22 protein-coding genes are annotated in these 17,196 nt (G+C 63.1%); 12 read left to right on the forward strand and 10 right to left on the reverse strand.

Annotated features, from left to right (window positions below):
- The first annotated feature begins 13 nt into the window (after positions 1 to 13).
- Positions 14 to 892, forward strand: coding sequence for a pullulanase X25 domain-containing protein (locus tag QRM57_RS06670; protein WP_235519093.1), 879 nt, complete (start codon positions 14 to 16; stop codon positions 890 to 892).
- Between the two features lie 93 nt (positions 893 to 985).
- Entirely contained in the window at positions 986 to 1,270 is a 285-nt protein-coding gene (locus tag QRM57_RS06675) for an acylphosphatase (protein ID WP_284986015.1), read from the forward strand.
- Positions 1,271 to 1,275: 5 nt separating this feature from the next.
- Here the strand turns inward: QRM57_RS06675 and QRM57_RS06680 are convergent, their stop codons facing one another.
- From QRM57_RS06680 to QRM57_RS06695, 4 genes are all read right to left on the reverse strand, one after another.
- A complete protein-coding gene (locus tag QRM57_RS06680; RefSeq protein ID WP_284986016.1) occupies positions 1,276 to 1,668 on the reverse strand; it encodes a type II toxin-antitoxin system VapC family toxin in 393 nt (130 codons plus the stop codon).
- Positions 1,665 to 1,931: a type II toxin-antitoxin system Phd/YefM family antitoxin gene (locus QRM57_RS06685; RefSeq protein WP_284986017.1), complete on the reverse strand. Its 267-nt coding sequence runs from the start codon at positions 1,929 to 1,931 to the stop codon at positions 1,665 to 1,667. The genes QRM57_RS06680 and QRM57_RS06685 overlap by 4 nt, the downstream gene beginning before the upstream one ends.
- 75 nt (positions 1,932 to 2,006) lie before the next feature.
- A complete protein-coding gene (locus QRM57_RS06690) occupies positions 2,007 to 2,897 on the reverse strand; it encodes a ribokinase (protein ID WP_284986018.1) in 891 nt (296 codons plus the stop codon).
- Positions 2,898 to 2,920: 23 nt separating this feature from the next.
- The gene (locus QRM57_RS06695) at positions 2,921 to 3,694 is read right to left on the reverse strand and encodes a GntR family transcriptional regulator (RefSeq protein ID WP_235519098.1); all 774 of its coding nucleotides are present in this window, start codon (positions 3,692 to 3,694) and stop codon (positions 2,921 to 2,923) included.
- Between the two features lie 135 nt (positions 3,695 to 3,829).
- Here QRM57_RS06695 and QRM57_RS06700 point away from each other — a divergent pair, with 135 nt between their 5' ends.
- Together QRM57_RS06700 and QRM57_RS06705 are read left to right on the forward strand one after the other, a co-directional pair.
- Positions 3,830 to 5,290, forward strand: a complete 1,461-nt coding sequence (locus QRM57_RS06700) for an MFS transporter (RefSeq protein ID WP_284986019.1) — start codon at positions 3,830 to 3,832, stop codon at positions 5,288 to 5,290.
- A gap of 80 nt (positions 5,291 to 5,370) precedes the next feature.
- The gene (locus QRM57_RS06705; protein ID WP_284986020.1) at positions 5,371 to 6,351 is read left to right on the forward strand and encodes a nucleoside hydrolase; all 981 of its coding nucleotides are present in this window, start codon (positions 5,371 to 5,373) and stop codon (positions 6,349 to 6,351) included.
- 5 nt (positions 6,352 to 6,356) lie between these two features.
- Here the strand turns inward: QRM57_RS06705 and QRM57_RS06710 are convergent, their stop codons facing one another.
- The 3 genes from QRM57_RS06710 to QRM57_RS06720 all read right to left on the reverse strand — a co-directional run bounded on the left by QRM57_RS06710 (position 6,357) and on the right by QRM57_RS06720 (position 8,097).
- Positions 6,357 to 7,109 (reverse strand): ArsR/SmtB family transcription factor, encoded by a 753-nt coding sequence (locus tag QRM57_RS06710; protein ID WP_284986021.1) that lies wholly within the window; start codon positions 7,107 to 7,109, stop codon positions 6,357 to 6,359.
- Positions 7,110 to 7,171: 62 nt separating this feature from the next.
- Positions 7,172 to 7,669 carry a DinB family protein gene (locus tag QRM57_RS06715; protein WP_284986022.1) on the reverse strand — a complete coding sequence of 166 codons (498 nt, stop codon included), beginning with the start codon at positions 7,667 to 7,669 and terminating at the stop codon, positions 7,172 to 7,174.
- Complete coding sequence (locus QRM57_RS06720) at positions 7,666 to 8,097, reverse strand: VOC family protein (RefSeq protein ID WP_284986023.1); 432 nt, start codon at positions 8,095 to 8,097, stop codon at positions 7,666 to 7,668. Before QRM57_RS06720 ends, QRM57_RS06715 begins: the two co-directional genes overlap by 4 nt.
- Positions 8,098 to 8,187: 90 nt before the next feature.
- Between QRM57_RS06720 and QRM57_RS06725 the strand changes: the two genes are divergently transcribed.
- Positions 8,188 to 8,877, forward strand: a complete 690-nt coding sequence (locus QRM57_RS06725) for a P-loop NTPase family protein (protein ID WP_284986024.1) — start codon at positions 8,188 to 8,190, stop codon at positions 8,875 to 8,877.
- Between the two features lie 22 nt (positions 8,878 to 8,899).
- On the opposite strand, the gene QRM57_RS06730 is transcribed toward QRM57_RS06725, so the two are convergent.
- Together QRM57_RS06730 and QRM57_RS06735 are read right to left on the reverse strand one after the other, a co-directional pair.
- Positions 8,900 to 9,400 carry a GNAT family N-acetyltransferase gene (locus QRM57_RS06730; RefSeq protein WP_284986025.1) on the reverse strand — a complete coding sequence of 167 codons (501 nt, stop codon included), beginning with the start codon at positions 9,398 to 9,400 and terminating at the stop codon, positions 8,900 to 8,902.
- Positions 9,401 to 9,443: 43 nt separating this feature from the next.
- Positions 9,444 to 9,857 carry a hypothetical protein gene (locus QRM57_RS06735; RefSeq protein WP_284986026.1) on the reverse strand — a complete coding sequence of 138 codons (414 nt, stop codon included), beginning with the start codon at positions 9,855 to 9,857 and terminating at the stop codon, positions 9,444 to 9,446.
- A gap of 268 nt (positions 9,858 to 10,125) precedes the next feature.
- Here QRM57_RS06735 and QRM57_RS06740 point away from each other — a divergent pair, with 268 nt between their 5' ends.
- The 5 genes from QRM57_RS06740 (at position 10,126) to QRM57_RS06760 (ending at position 15,083) form a co-directional block, all read left to right on the forward strand.
- Positions 10,126 to 10,863 (forward strand): GAF and ANTAR domain-containing protein, encoded by a 738-nt coding sequence (locus tag QRM57_RS06740; protein WP_257368819.1) that lies wholly within the window; start codon positions 10,126 to 10,128, stop codon positions 10,861 to 10,863.
- A 131-nt stretch (positions 10,864 to 10,994) separates the two neighbouring features.
- A complete protein-coding gene (locus tag QRM57_RS06745) occupies positions 10,995 to 12,359 on the forward strand; it encodes an MFS transporter (protein WP_284986027.1) in 1,365 nt (454 codons plus the stop codon).
- Between the two features lie 222 nt (positions 12,360 to 12,581).
- Positions 12,582 to 13,577, forward strand: a complete 996-nt coding sequence (locus QRM57_RS06750; protein WP_284986028.1) for an NADP-dependent oxidoreductase — start codon at positions 12,582 to 12,584, stop codon at positions 13,575 to 13,577.
- Between the two features lie 45 nt (positions 13,578 to 13,622).
- Positions 13,623 to 14,468, forward strand: a complete 846-nt coding sequence (locus QRM57_RS06755; RefSeq protein ID WP_284986029.1) for an alpha/beta fold hydrolase — start codon at positions 13,623 to 13,625, stop codon at positions 14,466 to 14,468.
- A 12-nt stretch (positions 14,469 to 14,480) separates the two neighbouring features.
- The gene (locus tag QRM57_RS06760) at positions 14,481 to 15,083 is read left to right on the forward strand and encodes a TetR/AcrR family transcriptional regulator (protein ID WP_284986030.1); all 603 of its coding nucleotides are present in this window, start codon (positions 14,481 to 14,483) and stop codon (positions 15,081 to 15,083) included.
- Positions 15,084 to 15,085: 2 nt separating this feature from the next.
- On the opposite strand, the gene QRM57_RS06765 is transcribed toward QRM57_RS06760, so the two are convergent.
- Positions 15,086 to 16,273, reverse strand: a complete 1,188-nt coding sequence (locus QRM57_RS06765; RefSeq protein ID WP_284986031.1) for a TerC/Alx family metal homeostasis membrane protein — start codon at positions 16,271 to 16,273, stop codon at positions 15,086 to 15,088.
- Between the two features lie 177 nt (positions 16,274 to 16,450).
- Between QRM57_RS06765 and QRM57_RS06770 the strand changes: the two genes are divergently transcribed.
- Positions 16,451 to 16,894: a hypothetical protein gene (locus QRM57_RS06770; RefSeq protein WP_284986032.1), complete on the forward strand. Its 444-nt coding sequence runs from the start codon at positions 16,451 to 16,453 to the stop codon at positions 16,892 to 16,894.
- On the forward strand, positions 16,891 to 17,196 hold the full coding sequence (locus QRM57_RS06775; protein WP_284986033.1) for a winged helix-turn-helix domain-containing protein: 306 nt from the start codon (positions 16,891 to 16,893) through the stop codon (positions 17,194 to 17,196). Before QRM57_RS06770 ends, QRM57_RS06775 begins: the two co-directional genes overlap by 4 nt.

Consider the following 17,196-nt stretch of genomic DNA (forward strand, 5'->3'; position numbering starts at 1 on the left):
TTGAAGGAGAAGCATGGGCGCGAACACCGCCGAGAACACCAACCTTCGTCTGAAGGCCGTACTGGACATCCTCGCCGAGAGCGTGTGGGCCGGAACTTCGCTGAACGCCGGGGAGGTGTTGGCCGAGGCGATCGCCCGCGTTCCGTTCAACGATCACGAAGCCGAGCTCCTGAGCGGCGGTATTCCCCGCGGCCACAAGACCCTGACGTCGGCTTCGGCGAAATTGGTCAAGGCCGGGTGGCTGGTCAAGGGCCGGTCCGGGTGGACCATTCCCGAGGACGGCTTGCGCGCCACAGTCGCATTCCCTGATGTGGCGGCTTTCGCGGCAGCGCTCGACGCCGGAACTCCGGTACCAGCCGACGTTCCGGTTCCGACCGCCCCGCCTGTGAAGCCTGCGGCGAAGAAGGCAGCAACCAAACGCGCTGCAGCCAAGAAGGCGGCTCCTGATGAAGTGGCTGAGCCGAAGGTTGCCGCTGCAAAGGTCTCGGCCCCCAAAGCTAGGGCGGCTGCTGCCAAGGCTGAGCCGGCCGCGAAGAAGTCACCGCGCAAGGCGCCGTCGAAAGCTGCGGCGGCTCCCGCCGTCGAGACCGTTCCGCAGCCCGATGCCGTCGCTGTTGCGGGCGACTTCAACACTATCCTGGGCGCACCCGAGGACTGGGCGCCGCAGTACGACGAAGCCCAGATGGAATTCAACCCCTTGGTGCAGGTGTGGACGCTGACGGCTGATCTTCCGGCAGGGCACTACACCTACAAGATCGCCCTGAACCGTTCGTGGGACGAGAACTACGGTGCGTTCGGCGCCCGCGACGGTGCCAACCACGAGTTGAACCACGACGGCGGTCCCGTCACCATCACGTACAACCACGTGACCCGGGACATCGTGGTCGGCTAGTTCTTCCGTTTGCTGGATCCCGCCCTTGTTCGTGACGCCACCCGTTGTACGGGGTGCGTGACCAACAAGGGCGGGACTCGTTAAGGTGGGTCCATGGCAGCTGACACGATCCGGGTTACCGCGCGCATTTCGGGCGTGGTGCAAGGCGTGGGTTTTCGCTACTGGACAGCCCGGAAGGCCGACGAACTGATGCTCACAGGGACCGTGCGGAACGCTTCGGATGGTTCGGTGGAACTCGTGGCCGAGGGGTCCGTGGAACGTGTTGAGCGTTTCACGAGCTGGCTCCATTCCTCGAACGCCCCGGGTCGGGTGGAGAACGTCGACTTCCAGGTTTCCGAGGCCACCGGGGAGTTCGACGACTTCCGGATCGTTGGGTAGCAGCGCTAATTTCCCGGTGACGCAGTCATGAGCCCGGACTCCTTCGCAGCCATGAGGAGTTCTTGGTCATAGGCCACCACCGCGTCCGCCTGCAATCTGATGGCGGTTGCGAGGTGGATTGCGTCTGCGCTCCGAAGTTGCCCGGGCAGGGCTGAGGCGTACATCAGGTCCGAGCGGGTGACATCAACCAGATTGATGCCCGTCAGGACGTCGTTGACTAGGTCATAGGGCAGGTTGCGGCGGCGTGCTGCGCAATGAAGCTCGGTATAGAGGAGCATCGACGTCACTAAATGACCTCCGGCCTCGCGGACGTCGTAGAGGTAGGCGGCCAGTGCCACGGATTCGCGTTCCTCCACCACAAGCTTCAGAATCGCGGATGTATCGGCGTAGACGATCACCGATCGCCACGCAGATCGGCCAGAATCTCGGCCGTGGACATTTCACTCTGAACCCGCGGCAGGATCCGGTAGTCGACCGGCGAGGCGGAGGCGGGCCGTACGCTGCCAGCTCGAAGGAGACGCTCGAACGGAGATGCAGACGGCGGAATGAGGGTAGCGGCGATCTCGCCGTTGTTGGTGACGTCGATGACCTCACCGTTCTTGACGCGTTCGAGTATCTTGCTGCTTTGATTGCGCAGTTCGCGGTGCGGAATAGTTGTCATGGTTAGCCTCCGTAGCAATCGTAGCAGCCGAGAGCGATGAGCCTCGATAACATCGGCCAAAACGCAATCGGCAGGCTATCTGGCTGCGGAACCTGACGCGGGCTGGCGCGTCGCCTCGATGTAGTGCTCCAGTGACTTCAGCGCAGGCTGGGACGAAGCATCACGCACTGCGTCCGCGCCAACAGCATTTGCCGCGGCCAGCGCGTGAGCGTAGTCGAGCCCGGTTTGCAGGGCCAGGACCAGTGCGGCGCAGAAGGCATCCCCAGCTCCGATGGTGTTGGCTATGTCCGTGACACGCACGGCAGGAGCTTCGGCAACGCGTTCGCCGTCGACGAAGATCGCCGAGCCGTCGCCACCGTACGTGACGGCGACCAACGGAGCGTTCTTCAGGGCCGGGATCAACTCATATTCGGTCTCGTTCACGATCACCAGGTCGCAACGCTCCAGCAGTTCAGGGTGGATGGGTGCCGCGGGGGCTGCGTTCAGCACAAAGAATCCTTTGGTGGCCTGTGCTGCCTCGAGGACAACTTCCTGGTCCACTTCGAGCTGGCACAACACGGCCTCGTCATCGCCGAAACTTACGTCGCCCAGGCTCACGGACGCGTTGGCGCCGGGGCACACGACGATCTGGTTTTCGCCGTCGCTGTCCACCAGCACCAGCGCGGTTCCTGTGGCTTCGTCCACTGCGGCGATGTCCCGAACGTCGACGCCGGCACCCGCCATTGCGTCCAGAAGTGTCCGCCCGGCGTCATCCTGGCCGACGGCCCCCACCATGCGGGAGCTGCCTGCGAGCCGGGCTGCGGCGACTGCCTGGTTGGCGCCCTTGCCGCCGGGTTGCTGCCGCAGGACAGCTCCGCCCACCGTCTCGCCCGGCGAGGGGAGCCGGCTGGCGGTGGCCGTGATGTCGAGGTTGATGCTGCCCACCACAGTGAGTGTGGGCGCGGAGGACTGAACGGGCGTGCTCATGGGAGGTCCTTTTCGGGAAGGTTTCAGGAGGACTGGATGACGGAAAGGTGCCCGGCCTTGGCGGCCACGAGGCATTTGGCGAGGTAGAACGGGGAGCCGTTCCGGCGCACGTACTGGGTGAGGACCAGTACGGGATCGGACGGGCGGAGTCCCAGTAGCTTGGCTCGGCTTGGACCTGCAGTGCTGAGGCTGATTTCGCATTCGCCGGGGCCAAGGGTCACGCCGGGTAGCCCGCCCAGTACTTCCAGCAGCGTGGAGGCAGAAAGTGTTGGTGCTTCCGCGGCCTCTGTCAGGGGAGCGGCTTCGGGTATTTCCTGCGACACGTTTTCCTGCAGGTGGGCCACGGGTTCGCCGTCGCGGATGAGCACGCTTTCCCAGAACCAGACGTCCTGGGCCGGCTCCACGCCCACACCCGGTGCCACGAATTCCGAGGCGGGCTGTTTGATGGCGGCCACCCTTTTAACTTGGATGTCCTGGTCCGGGCCACCAAGTAGCTGATCGAAGGGCCGGATGTGTTCGATCCCGATCCGTGGCAGTGAATCTGCCACGAAGCGGCCCACCCCTCGGCGGGCGCGGGTGAGGCCGTCTTCTTCCAGCAGCATCAGTGCTTCCCGGATCACGGTACGGCTGACGTCCATCATGGTGCCCAACTCCGTCTCCGTGGGAAGCAACGAGCCAGGCGGCAGGACCTTGGTCCTGATGGCCTCGGCGATGCGGGAGTAGGCCGCGACGCGCAACGGCTGCCCTGGTTGGGTGGCGATGGGTCGGGACAGGAATTTGACGGCGTTGTCGGTCAAGGGTGCCTCACTTGGGATGGGTTACCGATACTGTACCGGATCGATGTGACAGGTTGCACAAGCTCGTAATACATGCTTGTATAACAACTCACATCTCGTGGCGTCGCCCCGCGCCCTCGGACAAAGGAGTTTGATGTGAACATCCCCAACACCACAGGCACGAAGACGGTGGACCCGCATTCCCCGACCTCAGCCGACGCCGCAGCAGCCGGCACGACGCCCGACGCGGGTCGCGTCCAGGGCAAGGCCGCTGCGCTCCTGATCACCACGTTGGTGCTCGCCGTCCTGGCCTTTCAGCTCAACGCCAGCATGATCACCCCGGCCCTGCCCCACATCGGCTCCTTCTTCGGCGAATCCCCGGAAGCTGTGGCCCAGGTGCAGTCCATGTTCTTCCTGGCCGGTGCCATTTCCGGTCCCGTCATTGGGCGCTGGAGTGACTTCATCGGTCGCCGCAACGCGCTCCTCCTGGTCCTGGCGATCATGGGAGCGGGTACGGTGCTCTGCATCTTCGCGCCGAGCCTGCCGTTGCTGGTTGCCGGCCGCTTCATGCAGGGTGTTTCGAGCGCCATCTTCGCGCTCTCCTACATCGTCCTGAACGAGTACCTGCCCGCACGGCTCTTCGGCACATCCATTGGCATCATCGCGGCCATCAACGGTGGCGTGGGTGGTGTGGATGGCTACTTCGGAGGGCTCATGGCAGAGACTTTGGGCTTCCAGTCGATTTTCGTCGCCGTGCTGGTACTGGCCGCGATCGCCGTCGTCTGTGTCATCAAAGTGGTCCCGGGCGGCAAGTCCGCCGTCGCTCCGGGCCGGATGGACTGGTGGGGAGCGGGTTCGCTGTCCGTGTTCCTGGTGTTCATCACGTACTTCGTGTCCACGGGTTCCTCCGCAGGCTGGACCTCACCGGCAGCCCTCGGCTTGCTGGCTGGCAGCATCGCGTCCTTCGCGGCCTTCTGGCTCATCGAAAAGAAGCGCGAAACCCCGTTGGTTGCAGTCCACCACCTCCGTTCGCGCCAAGTGTGGCCCGTTATCGCCACCACCGTGCTGACGCTTGCCGGCATCTTCGCCATCATCAACTTCACCGTGGTGCTGCTGAGCCAGGACAAGGAAAACGGCTTCGGCCTCTCCGCGTCCGTTGCGGCGCTCCTGTTCCTCACTCCCGCCGCGTTGATCGGTGTGTTCGCTGCACCGCTGGCCGGTTGGATCGCCGACCGTCGCGGCTGGATCAAGACCGTCCGCGTGGGCACCGCCACCAGCCTCACCTGCGCGATCATCGCCGCGGTGTTTGCGCAGAACCAGATCGCAGTCCTCATCGCCATCGCGGCGCTGGGCATCTTCTACAACGGCTTCTTCCTCACCGCGATCAACGGCCTGTCCGTCCTGCTCTCGCCCAAGGAAGCACCCGCCGCGCTGCCGGGTATCAACGGAGCGTCCTTCGGCATCGGGGCGAGCCTCGGCGTCGTGATTGTTGCGCCGTTCGCCGGCTTGGGCACTGCGGCCGGATACTCCACGGCCCTCTGGATTTCGGTTTCCATCACAGCGCTGGCTTTCATTGTTAGCCTGTTCATCGCAGCGCCGAAGGGCGAAAAGATCTAACGCACGACGCCGGGCAGCACCTCCCGCATCCCGGCCCGCCGCCGATTCATTACAGTCCGCTACACCTGAAACGAGAGATCATGACCCAGCCCGCACCCTTCTTCCTCGACTGCGATACCGGCATCGACGACGCCCTCGCCCTCGCGTACCTCCTCGCCTCCCCGTTGGCGGAGCTCGTGGGTATCGGCACCGTGAGTGGCAACGTCAGTGCAGCCGGCGGGGCCCGGAACACCCTGGATCTGCTGAACCTGGCAGGCCACCCGGACATCCCCGTGGCCATCGGCGCGCACGATCCCCAAGTGGGCACGTTCCATGGGGGCGCTCCGCACGTCCACGGCGACAACGGCATCGGTGGGGTGGACCTGGCGCCCTCTGATCGTGAGCCTATGACGGCCTCGGCGGCAGAGTTGCTGGTCCAGCTGGCCCACCAGCACGCGGGGGAGTTGCGGGTGGTCGCCATCGGTCCGCTGACCAACATCGCCGAGGCCCTGCGACTGGAACCGAAACTGCCGGAACTGGTCGCGGAGATCACCATTATGGGCGGCGCCGCGCTGGCCCCGGGCAACATCACGCCCGTGGCCGAAGCGAACATTGCCAATGATCCCGAAGCTGCCGCCGAGGTTCTGGCCGCCGACTGGACCGTCACCATGGTGCCCTTGGACGTCACCATGACCAATGTCCTGGAGGAAAACCACCGGCAGGAGCTGCTCGCGACCGAACACCCGGTTTCGCAGGCCCTCGGTGAAATGTTGGGCTACTACTTCGGCTTCTACGTCGACATTTTCGGCCGGGCATGCTCGGCAATGCACGATCCCCTCGCCGCGGCCATCGCCGTCAGGGGAGTGGAGCTTGCCTTGGCTCCCACCGTTCGCGTCCAGGTGGACACCACGGACGGACCCGGCCGCGGTCAGACGGTCTGCGACCTCCGTGGCCAATACGCCGGGTTCCCGGAACAACGCGGTGCGCGGTGCCGGGTGGTGCTGTCCATCGGGGAGGACTTCGCTCCACACCTGCTGGGCACACTGCAGGCGGCGTGGCTTACTGAAGCTACGGTCGCTTAGGCCGCCTACGCGTACATGAGAGAGCCGGGCGTGGTGAGTGTTTCGCCCGTCTCAAGCCAGGTCTTCAAGCCTGAAAGGATCATGGGCCAGCCGCCGTAGAGTTGGTCGTTGGCGCCCTCGCGGAGTTGATCGTGCGTGACGGTGAGGTGGCACGAATCGCCGACGGGTTCGATCTCCCAGGTGATCCGTGACGTGCCCTCGGCCTTCACATCCTCGCCCCACAGCGCGGTCATGGTCTGGACGAGCCGGCGCGGAGGATCAACCTCGATGTTCTCTCCCTCGCCGAGGGGCGCATCCGCTTTGGGGTTCCGCATTTCGAAGCGGCTCCCCGGAGTCAAGTCCGAGGTCAAGGTGTTTCCGAACTGGTACTTGCTCCGGATCTCGCTGTTGGTGATGGCCTCCCACAACCGCTCCGGCGTGGTCTTGATGTAAATCTCGAAGATCTTTTCCATGGGACTTTCCAATCTTGATTTGAGGTCGCTGAGTGCAGCGGCCCATGGTTCTGCGAATTTGCTCACCCAGCGGTCGTGGATGAGGCGGATGGGAACCGGGTTCAGGAAATGTAGTTTTTCGCGACCACGACGGCGGGTAACCACCAGCCCTGCATCTTCCAACAGTTTGAGGTGCTTGGCGATGCCGAAACGGGTCATCTCGAAGCGGGCTCCGAGCGCCGAGGCAGACTGGCCATCCTCGCGGAACAGTTCGTCCAGGAGTTCCCTGCGGGTGGGGTCTGCCAGCGCTTTGAACACGGTGTCCATGGCTTCAGAATAGGTGACTGTTTGGTCACGTGTCAACGGTTTTGGGTGGAACTCGATTCGGCCTACGCGTCGGCGTGGGTGATCTGTTCGCGCAGAATGTCCGCATGCCCGCAGTGCTGCGCGAGCTCCCGCAGCATGTGCAGGTACACCCACCGCAGCGGGAGTGGGCCGCGGCGGTTTCCGAGGACAAGATCGTCCAAGCTCAGCTGCGCCGCCGCTCTCCTGGATGCTTCGCACGCCTCCACATGGGCTGCCCGAATGCTGGCGACGGTGTCCTGGTCATCCAGGATGAACGACTCGTCAGGCGACGCCGGGATGCCAATGTCCGCGCGGGACCTGCCAGAGATCGCTTCGTCGAACCACACCTTTTCCACGAAGGTGGCGTGCTTCACCAAACCCAGCAGGGTGGTTCGCGAGGGGACCAGCCGCCGTCGTGCCTGTTCTTCGGTGAGCCCCTCGAGACTGGCGTTCAGCGCCCAACGGTGTTCGTCCAGGAAGGTATCGAACTGGACTCGTTCGCTGTTGTTGATGACGTCCTCCGTTGACGTTGGCGTGCTCATCCGAAAACCACCGTGCCGTCGTCGTTGATTTTCCAACCGGGGTTGTGCGCGATTTCCCAGACGATGCCGTTCGGGTCCTTCACGTGGCCATGGAAGATGCCACCAAACGCACCGGCCTGGGCGGGTTTCACCACCGTGGCGCCAGCAGCCACCAAGGCATCGATGGTGGTGGAGACCTCCGCCGCGCTGCCGACATTGTGGGAGAGCGTGACCCCGCTGACTCCGGAGGTGGCGGTGGCGTTGTTGAGGTCCTGATCGAACTTTTCGGCGTCGAACAGGCCGAGCATCAGGCCCGGCGCAACCTGAAAGAAGAGGATCTCGCCAGGGACGTCCATGAGCGGGTCCCACCCGAGGCCAACCTTGTAGAACGCGCGGGCGGCGTCGAGGTCCCGCGTGGCAAACGTGATGAAGTGCAGTTGCTGGTCCATAGGGGAATAGTAGCGAGAGGGTACGGCGGCCTGTCCTGTTGAGTGCCCGTCGTGTTGAGTGCCCGTCCGGGCCGGTGGGAGGATGGAGCGGTGGAACCCCTCTTCGATTTCCTTGGTCATTACTGGTGGCTTATCTTTCCCATTGGCGTCATGGCTGGTGGCTGGGCGCGGTCGTGGTCCAAGGCCAGCGAAGAACGCCACCGCCGCAAGGTGGAGTTGCTCAAGCTGAAGAACCAGCTCGCCGTGCACGAGGAAGCCAACCAGGCCGAAGTGGTCTCGCTGATAGTCGCCCACGATTCCGTGAACCACCGGTGGCTGGACTACGAACTCGATGTCGGCAACCTCATCGATTTCCCCCTTATGACCGATGTTCGCGAACCACTCACGGTCGCCTTCCTCAAAGCCAAGAAAGAAGCCGACGGCTTGCGGCCCGCAGCGCCAGAGGACATCACGACGCCGGCCCGGCTCGCCGAATATCGTGCGGCGGTCCACAACTTTGAACTGGCTTTCGATGTCGCCGAGCGCGAAGCCCGACGTATCAAGGACGGCAACTTCAGCGGCCCCGAACGCCAACGGCTGGCCACGGCAAGGAAGCTGCTGCGCATTGCCGAAGACACCGCAGCGACCCCTGCCGAACGTCAGACTGCCTACAAGCGTGCACGCAAGGAACTCGACGGGTTGATCGTGCTTCCCGAGGCCACGGTCGCGGCGCTGGAAGGGAAGATCGCCGGGATGTTGGACGCCCACAAGGACCCGGACACGGACGTTCGGTTCGCTTGATGGGGCAGTCCGGAAGCGGTAGCTAACCCAGCTGCACACCCATCACGGTTCGGGTTACCGGCCCGTCCGTGTCGTCCTCGATGTGGCGCATGCCGATCCGTTCAGCGACCCGGCGGGAGGCGGCATTTTCGGGATGAATGATGGCGACAAGTGAGCTCGCGCCGACCACGTCCCGCGCATATTCAAGGCAGACCGTAGCTGCTTCCGTGGCGTAACCCCGGCCTTGGAGGTCCAGACGGACGTGGTAGCCAACCTCAAGCTCGGACCTACCGTTGACCTTCTGCCATGTCAGCCCGCAGTCTCCGACGAAGTCGCCGGCGTACGTTTCCACGATCCAGAGTCCATAGCCGTGCTGCGCATAGTTCGCCTGGTTCCATTCGATCCAGGCCGCTGCTTCGTCCCGGGATTTCGGTGCCGGGTAATACGTCATGACGTCGCGGTCGCCCAGCATGGCGCTCATGGCGTCGAGATCATCCGGTGTCATCTCGCGGAAGCGCAGCCGGTCGGTGGGGTGGGGGAGCATGCCCACAGCCTACGGACTGCGATCAGCCGTGGCCAGAATACGCTTAGCCCCGGCCCATGCTGGTTGAGGGGTCGCCGCTGCCCTCGGAGGGGTCTGCTCGCAGGTCGTCGGGGTCGCCGCTGGGCAAGCCGGCTGGGCCTGCGACGTCTCCCGAGGAGGCTTCGGACGTGGCGTCAGAGGCGGCGTCGTCGCCCCGGTGAGTTCCGCCGTCGGAATCCGATGACGCGGCGCGAGTCCCGCCGTCGGGTTCCCCCGGCGCGCGACGGCGACCCGTGGGCTTGGGGGAAAGGTCCTCGTCCATGGCGTTGGAACCTTCGCTGATGGAGGAGTGGACCTGGATATCGTCGTCTTTCTCGCCCGGCTCGGGAACCTGCTGGTCGTTCACCGGCTTGGAGGTGTTCGCTAGATCTTCCATCGCATTTTCGGTGGCCTTGCGGATGCTGTCTTCGACGCCCATGAGATGACTCCTTTGCAGAAATGGTCCGGTATCGAACCCGGCTCACATAGTAAGCCTACTTAGTTGTTGCACAAAGCGACACCCTGCACTGACTTGACAGGAAGGCCGTAAGTGGGTCGTGTCTGTGCAGGTCAAGCCGTCACGGGCTGAACTTTGTACCGTCGTTCGTTGGGCGATAAGGTATTCCCAGACCGTTTTGCAGAGGGCGGCAATTTTCGCTCCTTTGCTGTCTGCTGGGGACGCATTTCAGTCAGTAGGAACGTCTCATATGTCTAACCCACGCCCCGAGCAGGAAGCTCTCCGCAACGGATACTTCCTCGATCTGGTCCTCGGCAGCGAAGATGTCGAGGCGTTCCTCACAGATCTAGCGGCATTCTCCGCCGAGAGCCTCTCCCACGGAACCGACCCCGTTTTCTCCGGGATCACGGTGTTGCGCCGAAAGAAATCAGCCACGGCGGCCAGCAGTGATGAGCGCGCCCGCGTCATGGATGAATTGCAGAGCGAGTATGACGGCCCCTGCTTGACGGCCATGGATAAGCTCACGTCCGTCCTGGTCCCGGATCTCGCAAGCGAGCATCGCTGGCCGGACTATGTCGAAGCCGCTTCACAGCAGGGCCTCGCATCCATCCTGAGTGTGCCGCTCTTGGTTGAAGGCGACACCCGTGCCGCACTGAACCTCTACTCGGAACGCACCCACGCTTTCGGCCCGGACGACGTGGAGAGGGCAGAGGTTTTCGCGTCGCACGCTGCCAAGTCGCTTCGCCTTGCGTTGAAGATCGCCCAGCTCAGCGATGCCCGGAACGACCTCGCCGCCGCGATGCAGTCGCGCACCGTCATCGACCTTGCGGTGGGCGCCATCATGGCCCAAAACCATTGCAGCCAGGAAGAGGCGTTCACCATCCTCCGCACCGCCTCGAGCAACCGCAACATCAAGCTGCGGCACCTGGCCCGGTCCATCATCGCGGCCGTTTCCTCGGGTAAGATCACAACCCACTTCGAGGAGTAACGCCGGCAATCTCTTGCTTGGCCCTAAATCCCGTATTCGCCATATCGGATACCTGGGACAGCAGGCAGTTGATGGTCCGCCCTGTGACCCCACTTCGTGACCCGAGGCAACCATGGAGCAGACTTAGACGGGTGACCGTCAACAAACCCCGCCCCGGCCTCGCGATTGCTGCTTTGAGCCTGGGGACGGCGCTGAACCCGCTGAACTCATCCATGATCGCCGTTGCGTTGGTGGTGCTGCGGGAGCATTTCTCGCTGGACGTCGCCACGGTCACCTGGGTGATCACGTCGTTCTACCTCGCATCCGCCGCCGGGCAGCCTTTGATGGGCAGGCTCGCGGACCGCTTCGGCCCCCGCCGACTGTTCATGTTCGGCATGGCGTTGGTCGCAGTCACCTGCGCGATCGCCCCGTTCCTGCCCAACTTCGCGCTCGTCTGCGTGGCCCGCGCACTGATGGCTGTCGGGACCGCGACGGCGTACCCGTCCGCCGTCGTGATGGTCACCGAACTGAGCCGGCTGGCCAACCTGCCGTCCACGCGGCCGTTGGGCCGGATCCAGATGGCCAACACCTCTGCCGCTGCTGTCGGACCAGTAGTGGGTGGACTGCTGGTGAGCCTTGTTGGGTGGCAGGCGCTGTTCGCGATCAACGTGCCTATCGCTTTGCTGGCCATGATCGTGGTTCGGCAGACGGCGCCCGCGGACGCTCATCGCGAGACCGGTTCCTTGGGGACGCTGCTCCGCGATTCCGACATCCCCGGCATCTTGGCCTTCGTCACCTCGCTCATGCTTGCGATGATGGCGCTCTTGAACGTCATGCCGGGCTACCGCTGGCACCTCCTGGCCGCAGCTACCGTGATCGGGGCGCTCTTCGCCTGGCGTGAGCTGCGCTTCCGTCCGCCATTCCTGGATCTGCGTTTGCTGGGGCGGAACCGTCCGCTGTTGCTGGTCTACTTGCTGTTTATCGTCTTCAGCGGCGTCTACTATTTTGCGTTCTTCGGCCTTCCGCAGTTGCTGCAGGAAGCTGGCCATTACGACGCCGGCGTAGTAGGCCTGCTGATGCTGCCCCTTGCGGCGTTGTCGGTTGTGGTGACGCCGCTGACGGTGCGGTTCATCGAGCGGTACGGCGTGCGGCCTGTATTGATCACCGGCGTTCTGATTCTTACTGCTGCGGCGGGCACGCTGGGTGCGCTGACGCTGACGCTGTGGGCGCCGCTGGTGTTCGTGCTCACCGCGTTGATGGGTGTGCCGTATGGCGTGGTCAGCACAGCATCCAATCAGGGTCTCTACGTTTCCGCCCGGCCCGAAGAGCGCGGAGTGGCCGCCGGGATTTTCCAGACCTGCCGCTACCTTGGCGCGATCACGGCGACGGTGCTGATCGGCGTGTTCTACGGCCCGGGCGTGAACCAGGCCAACTGGGGACTGATGGTCTTGGTGATGCTGGGGCTCAGTGCCGTGGTGCTGGTGCTCGCAGCGATGTGGCGGAAGCCGGCGACGTAACGCTTCAGGCCGGCCATTTCGATGTTTCGCTGCGTATTCGACGTTTCCTACCGTCTTATACGCAGCGAGTCGTCTAAATGGGGCTCAGCAGTCTTACCGGCGCCGTCTCCCGGGGTAGCGTGCGGGCCTCTCCGACGGGAGAGGTCCGCAGCTTCCCTTGCTTAAATAACTGAGTAGGCTCATAATTGAGTTAAGTCAGAAATCAAGCATGGGAGACCCCTTATGAAAGCCTTCGTCCTTAGCCAATACAAGAAACCACTGCAGCAGGTTGACGTTCCTGAGCCTGTGCTCGGCGATCACGATGTGTTGGTGGAGGTTCACGCGGCCGGCCTGAACCAGCTGGACGAGAAGATCCGGCAAGGGGAGTTCAAGCAGATCCTCCCGTACAAACTGCCGCAGGTTCTTGGTCACGACGTCGCTGGCGTGGTCCTGCAGGTGGGGCCGAAGGTGCGGTCCTTCACGCCCGGCGACGAGGTCTTCGCTCGCGCAGGGGACCACCGGATCGGCACGTTCGCGGAGCGCATCGCGGTGGCCGAAGAAGACCTGGCCATCAAACCGGCCACCATCAGCATGGAAGAAGCGGGCTCGCTTCCGCTGGTGGCCTTGACCGCGTGGCAGGCGCTGGTGGAGCGCGGAAACGTTGGCCCTGGGCAGAAGGTGTTCATCCATGCCGGTGCCGGGGGAGTAGGCTCAATCGCCATCCAGCTGGCCAAGTACCTGGGCGCAACCGTAGCGACGACGGTCAGCGCCGGGAACAAAGACTTTGTCCGTGAGCTGGGCGCTGATGTAGTGATTGACTACCGCGCCGAGGACTTCGTGGAGATCCTTCACGACTACGACCTCGTTCTGGACAGCCTCGGTGGCGAGAACCTGGAACGGTCCCTGAAGGTCTTGAAAAAGGGTGGCAAAGCCATCGGCATCGCGGGTCCGCCGGACGCAGACTTTGCTCGGCAGCTGGGCGGAAACCCTGTGCTGCTGGGTGCTACGACCCTGCTGAGCTCGGGTATCCGCCGCAAGGCCCGCCGCCTGGGCGTTAGCTACCAGTTCCTCTTCATGCGTGCGGACGGCGACCAGCTTCGCCGCATTGCGGGACTTATCGATGCGGGGGAGATCAAGCCGGTCCTTGGCCGGGTGGTGCCGTTCGATCAGACGGCCGATGTCCTTGCTGCCATGGAAAAGGGCGGCGTCCGCGGCAAGACCGTTGTCAGCCACCTTTAGCCAAAACCCTTTAGCCAGCAACAACCACAGGACAGGACGAACATCATGAGCAGTGAAGAACAGTCATATTTGCAAGTACCCGCTAAGACCGTAACGGCAGGCGGAGTCACGTACGCGTACCGGGAAATGGGGCCCAAGGGCGGGGTTCCGGTGGTCTTCCTGATTCACCTCGCCGGGACCATGGACAACTGGGATCCGCGCATCATCGACCCCATCGCCGCGAAGCACCACGTCATCACCTTCAGCAACCGAGGAGTAGGCGCGTCCACTGGCACCGTTCCGGACAGCATCGACGGCATGGCCGACGACGCCGCCACCTTCATCCAAGCTCTCGGATATCAGCAGGTGGATCTCTTCGGCTTCTCGCTCGGTGGCATGATCGCGCAGTCGTTGGTGCTCAAGCACCCCGGTTTGGTGCGCAAGCTGGTTCTCGCCGGTACCGGCCCTGCCGGTGGAGAAGGCATTCAGAAGATTATGGGAACCACGTACTACGACGTTCTCCGGGGCAGCCTCACCCGGCAGGATCCCAAGGAGTTCCTGTTCTTCAACAGGAATGCCACCGGTAAGCCTGCCGCCCGGGCCTTCATTAACCGACTCAAGGAACGCACCACTAATCGCGAGGCACCCATCAAGCTCAGCGCTTTCCAGACGCAACTGAAAGCGATCCGCCGGTGGGGGCTGTCGCCGTCGGCCGATCTGGGCGTCATCACCCAGCCGACCCTGATCGCCAACGGCGACAACGACCGCATGGTGCCCTCTGTGCTTTCAAGCGACATGCACCGTCGGATTCCGGGCAGCGAACTGGTCATCTACCCTGATTCCGGACACGGCGGCATCTTCCAGTTCCATGACAGGTTCGTCCCTGTAGCCCTCGAGTTCTTGGGCCGCTGATACGGTAGCTGAATGCAGCCTGCGCCCCAGACCCTTGGCCGACGTGAGCGGAACAAGCAGGAAAAGCTTGACCGCATCACCGCGGCCGCCCGAGAGCTTTTCACCCAGTACGGAGTGGATGAGGTTACCACCCAGCAAGTGGCTGAAAAGGCCGACGTCGGATCGGGAACCTTGTTCTTGTATGCGAAAACCAAGGCGGAGCTGCTGCTTCTGGTGCACAACGTGAAATACGCTGAGGCGCTCGACGTGGGAATCGAAGCTGCCGCCGCCGAAGCCGAGGTCCTTGACGCGGTGATGGCCATCATCAACCCGATCATCACCTGCAACCGGGTACAGATTGAGAACGGCAGAACCTATCTGAAGGAGATCGTCTTTGGCGATCCGGCTGAGCCGCACCACGCGGAGGCGCTGGCCCTCACCCAACGGACGGAAGCCGCCGTCGTCGATGTCCTGAACCGTGACAAGAAGATTGCGGCGCGCGGATCCGAAAAACTGGCCGGAATCATCTCGGCGGTGATGTTCATCAGCATGACGTCGGCAGCCAACCTGGGCCTGAGCGATGCCCAGGTTGGCGACGATATCCGTGCCCAGGTCAGCGTGCTGCTGGGCGGCTAGCTTTAGCGGTTGAGGAACGCCTCGTGCTGGCGGTGCGCCTCGGCCACTTGCTCGCGGATCTTCTCCACGTCCTTGGCCTTGTTGCGGTACTTGAGTGGCATCTGCACGATCTGCGCTTCCTCAGCGGTCAGGGCGCGGTAGATGCGCTCTCGTTCGTTGGCATCGGCGGTGTAGTCCAGGTCCAGGTAGTCGACGGCGTGACGCCGGGCGTTGTTGATGGCCGTCTGGGCCTTGCCCGCTGGGCTAATCAATGAGAGCACCACGGTGACGACCAGGACGCCGATGATCACACTCAGCGAGAGGCCGGTGGTGATTTCGACGACGTTGACGTGCTCGCCGTCATTGATGAACGGCAGGTTGTTCTCGTGCAGCGCGTGGAGGATGAGCTTGACGCCGATGAACGCCAGGATCGCAGCGAGGCCATAGGAAAGGTAGATCAGGCGGTCAAGGAGTCCGTCGATCAGGAAGTAGAGCTGGCGGAGGCCCATCAGCGAGAACGCTGTGGCGGTGAACACGACGAAGACGTTCTGGGTGAGGCCGAAAATCGCCGGAATGGAGTCGAGCGCGAAGAGGATGTCCGTGCCGCCGATCGCCACCATCACCAGGAGCATCGGAGTGAGGGCGCGCCGGCCGTTCACCATGGTGAAGAGCTTGTCGCCGTCGTACTTATCCGTGGTGTGGAAGAGCTTCTTGGCCACGCGGATGATGAAGTTGTTGGCTTGGTCGTCGCCGTGGTCGCCGGGCTTGAGCAGGTTTCCTGCCGTGAGGAGCAGGATGAGGCCGAAGATGTAGAACACCCAGGCGAACGAGTTGATCAGCGCGGCGCCCAGGAAGATGAAGCCTGTACGGGCAATCAGCGAGAACACGATGCCGAAAAGCAGGACCTTCTGCTGATCCTCACGGGGAACCCGGAAACTGGCCATGATGATGAGGAACACGAACAGGTTATCGACCGAGAGGGCCTTCTCCGTGATGTAACCGGCGAAGTACTCGGACCCCATCTGGCCGCCACCGAAGATCAGCACCAGGATGCCAAAAACGATCGCGAGGCCCACGTAGATGGAGGACCAGATGGCCGCTTCCTTCAGCGACGGGACGTGGGCCTTCCGGATGTGGAAGAAGTAGTCAAAGGCCAAGAGCGCCAAAATGACGACGATGGTGATGCCCCAGATGAGGGGAGAGACGGTCATGTGATCCTGCTTTCGTGAGGCGCGCGAATGGTGTTGCTCACCGAGGGTCAAACTCGTGGAATCAAATTTACCGGGTCTGGTGGGGCGGGTGTTAACGGTGATCACTGGAAAGTACTTGACAACATGGAAAGTACTTTCCTACTGTTGAGACGTCAGATTCGAAACTTTGGGGGAAGCATGAATGAGACCACCGGCAGCCCATCCGCTGCAGAAGCACGTGAACTGCTGGCCAAGGCAGAGGCCATCGGCGCCACCTCAACCAACGCCGCCGCTTGGCCGGTTGCTGTCACCTTCACCAGCCTCGCGATCATTGGGTCGCTGCTCATGATCGGCATGCACATCGTGCTCGTCACCGGCTACGGCGCTGCGTTGCTGGCCTGTTCCGTTGGTGCGTGGGCCGCAGTGACGGCCAGTATTTGGCCCATGTTCCAGCGTTCCACGAAGGCTGGGTACACCAAGCGCTTCCTGACATCGCTGTTGGCGTATTTCGCCCTGTATGTGGTGGCCTTGGCGGCAGGAGCCATCCTGTTCCGGGACGGAAACCTATGGTTCTACCTCCCGGCGGGCATCGCGCTTGCTGTCGTGGGCTTGGCCGCGGCCTTCCGGGAGCTGCGCGCATGAGCATCCCTGCGGAACACCCGCGCCACAAGCTCAACGAACTGGTCCACTCGCCGGTCCGCTTCTCGATCATGGCCGCGCTGGTCAAAGCCGAGTCGCTGGACTTCAAGGATCTGCGGGACGCCATCCAGGTCAGCGACTCCGTACTGAGCAAGCAACTTGCCATCCTGGAGAAGGCCGAGTTCGTGAAGATCAAGAAGAGCTTCGCGGGGAAGATGCCTCGGACGTCGGCGAGCCTGACTGCGGCCGGGCACGAGGTGTGGGCGGCGCACTTGCACACCTTGCGGGAGATTGCGGGCGGCTGA

Source organism: Arthrobacter sp. fls2-241-R2A-172 (assembly GCF_030208885.1).
Classification (GTDB): domain Bacteria; phylum Actinomycetota; class Actinomycetes; order Actinomycetales; family Micrococcaceae; genus Arthrobacter.

Excerpts from the sequence above, each read along its gene's own strand:
- QRM57_RS06705 (WP_284986020.1), top strand. The coding sequence starts at position 5,371 with ATGACCCAGCCCGCACCCTTCTTCCTCGACTGCGATACCGGCATCGAC.
- QRM57_RS06730 (WP_284986025.1), bottom strand. The coding sequence starts at position 9,400 with ATGCTCCCCCACCCCACCGACCGGCTGCGCTTCCGCGAGATGACACCG.
- QRM57_RS06755 (WP_284986029.1), top strand. The coding sequence starts at position 13,623 with ATGAGCAGTGAAGAACAGTCATATTTGCAAGTACCCGCTAAGACCGTA.
- QRM57_RS06760 (WP_284986030.1), top strand. The coding sequence starts at position 14,481 with ATGCAGCCTGCGCCCCAGACCCTTGGCCGACGTGAGCGGAACAAGCAG.
- QRM57_RS06710 (WP_284986021.1), bottom strand. The coding sequence starts at position 7,109 with ATGGACACCGTGTTCAAAGCGCTGGCAGACCCCACCCGCAGGGAACTC.
- QRM57_RS06750 (WP_284986028.1), top strand. The coding sequence starts at position 12,582 with ATGAAAGCCTTCGTCCTTAGCCAATACAAGAAACCACTGCAGCAGGTT.
- QRM57_RS06740 (WP_257368819.1), top strand. The coding sequence starts at position 10,126 with ATGTCTAACCCACGCCCCGAGCAGGAAGCTCTCCGCAACGGATACTTC.
- QRM57_RS06765 (WP_284986031.1), bottom strand. The coding sequence starts at position 16,273 with ATGACCGTCTCTCCCCTCATCTGGGGCATCACCATCGTCGTCATTTTG.
- QRM57_RS06685 (WP_284986017.1), bottom strand. The coding sequence starts at position 1,931 with ATGACAACTATTCCGCACCGCGAACTGCGCAATCAAAGCAGCAAGATA.
- QRM57_RS06735 (WP_284986026.1), bottom strand. The coding sequence starts at position 9,857 with ATGGGCGTCGAAGACAGCATCCGCAAGGCCACCGAAAATGCGATGGAA.
- QRM57_RS06770 (WP_284986032.1), top strand. The coding sequence starts at position 16,451 with ATGAATGAGACCACCGGCAGCCCATCCGCTGCAGAAGCACGTGAACTG.
- QRM57_RS06670 (WP_235519093.1), top strand. The coding sequence starts at position 14 with ATGGGCGCGAACACCGCCGAGAACACCAACCTTCGTCTGAAGGCCGTA.
- QRM57_RS06720 (WP_284986023.1), bottom strand. The coding sequence starts at position 8,097 with ATGGACCAGCAACTGCACTTCATCACGTTTGCCACGCGGGACCTCGAC.
- QRM57_RS06675 (WP_284986015.1), top strand. The coding sequence starts at position 986 with ATGGCAGCTGACACGATCCGGGTTACCGCGCGCATTTCGGGCGTGGTG.
- QRM57_RS06690 (WP_284986018.1), bottom strand. The coding sequence starts at position 2,897 with ATGAGCACGCCCGTTCAGTCCTCCGCGCCCACACTCACTGTGGTGGGC.
- QRM57_RS06775 (WP_284986033.1), top strand. The coding sequence starts at position 16,891 with ATGAGCATCCCTGCGGAACACCCGCGCCACAAGCTCAACGAACTGGTC.
- QRM57_RS06715 (WP_284986022.1), bottom strand. The coding sequence starts at position 7,669 with ATGAGCACGCCAACGTCAACGGAGGACGTCATCAACAACAGCGAACGA.